The following is a 1,080-nucleotide window of genomic DNA, read 5'->3' as shown; positions in this document are numbered from 1 at the left end:
TCGTTTTCAACATTTGTTCGCCCATTGGCAAATCGCAGCTGAACAGGATATTGTTTCGGTGTCGCAAAAAGTCCTTGCTTGAGGGAAATCCCATTAAGTTGCTCTTGAGTAAGCCGAGTTCGTTTTGCCAGTTCACTCTTAATGCTCTGTTCATCAAAATCAAAAATTTCTAGGTTTCCCTCCACCGAGGCGTGGGTTTTGGCATGGGTGTCTCGCAAAGCCCGTTCCTGATCCTTGTAAAGCTTATCCATCTGAATCCTGACTTGCTCGGCTACAAGGTCGTAATAGTTTCGTTCGTCCTTTTCGGGATATTCTGTAAATAGCTTCATGGTTATTTTTTAGATAAAAATTTTGAGGAATTGGTTTTGATAAACACTCCTTGAGGATACCAGTGGGTTTGAGCGGGTACTGTCAAATTAAGTGAGCAGATAGCTGGCGATTGAGACTCAAATTTTACTGAAATAAATGGTGATTTATCAATCAGAGAGCTGGAATTTTTACTTTAATTTTTCTTTGACAATACCCGATGCCTTGCTTACGGATTGTCAAATGTTACTTTATAGCTTTTATCCGGCTGTTGAGTATTGCGGTTTACCACATCTGAGAGAGTATTTGTGTTTTGTATTACTTCCCAACCGACCGGGGAAAAGGTTTCTTCGTTGAAGATATTTTCTGCCAACAAGGGATTGGTCAATGCTTGGGAAAACGCATCAACTCCTATCATTCGGTTAACCAGGGGAGCTACTGCTGCATTTGGTGGCACATCCTCGGCATAGAGTCCCACATAGAATTCAATATTGTTGACATCACCGTATAACCGTTTTAGTTCCCTTTGAGTATCTTCATCCGCCGTGATCTGATCGAAATCCGTCACCCGGGGAAACTTAGACATTTCCCGGTAATCATTATAGCTGGCCAGTTGAGCTTGACGACCTAAGTCGATACTTGCCAATTCAACAGGTATCAGGAATTCTGCCGTGTTGAACAAACCAATTTTGGTGCCTGGTTGGGAACAGGTCTCCTCAAACAATGGTCCCAAACCTTTATTGATCAGCATCTCATTATTCCAGAGGCTATCCA

Annotated in this window: 1 protein-coding gene and 1 pseudogene; both read right to left on the bottom strand. The window is 42.3% G+C overall.

Going from position 1 to position 1,080, the window contains the following annotated elements; genetic code table 11:
• Nucleotides 1-329: pseudogene (locus F6J94_RS33995) on the bottom strand (catalase); the annotation flags it as partial.
• 206 nt (nucleotides 330-535) lie between these two features.
• Nucleotides 536-1,080: peroxidase family protein (locus tag F6J94_RS33990; RefSeq protein WP_293048382.1), on the bottom strand; the 545-nt coding region annotated here is incomplete at its 5' end.

The organism is Moorena sp. SIO1F2, from assembly GCF_010672755.1.
Taxonomy (GTDB): Bacteria; Cyanobacteriota; Cyanobacteriia; order Cyanobacteriales; family Coleofasciculaceae; genus Moorena.
This window is presented reverse-complemented; position numbering and strand designations above follow the sequence as displayed.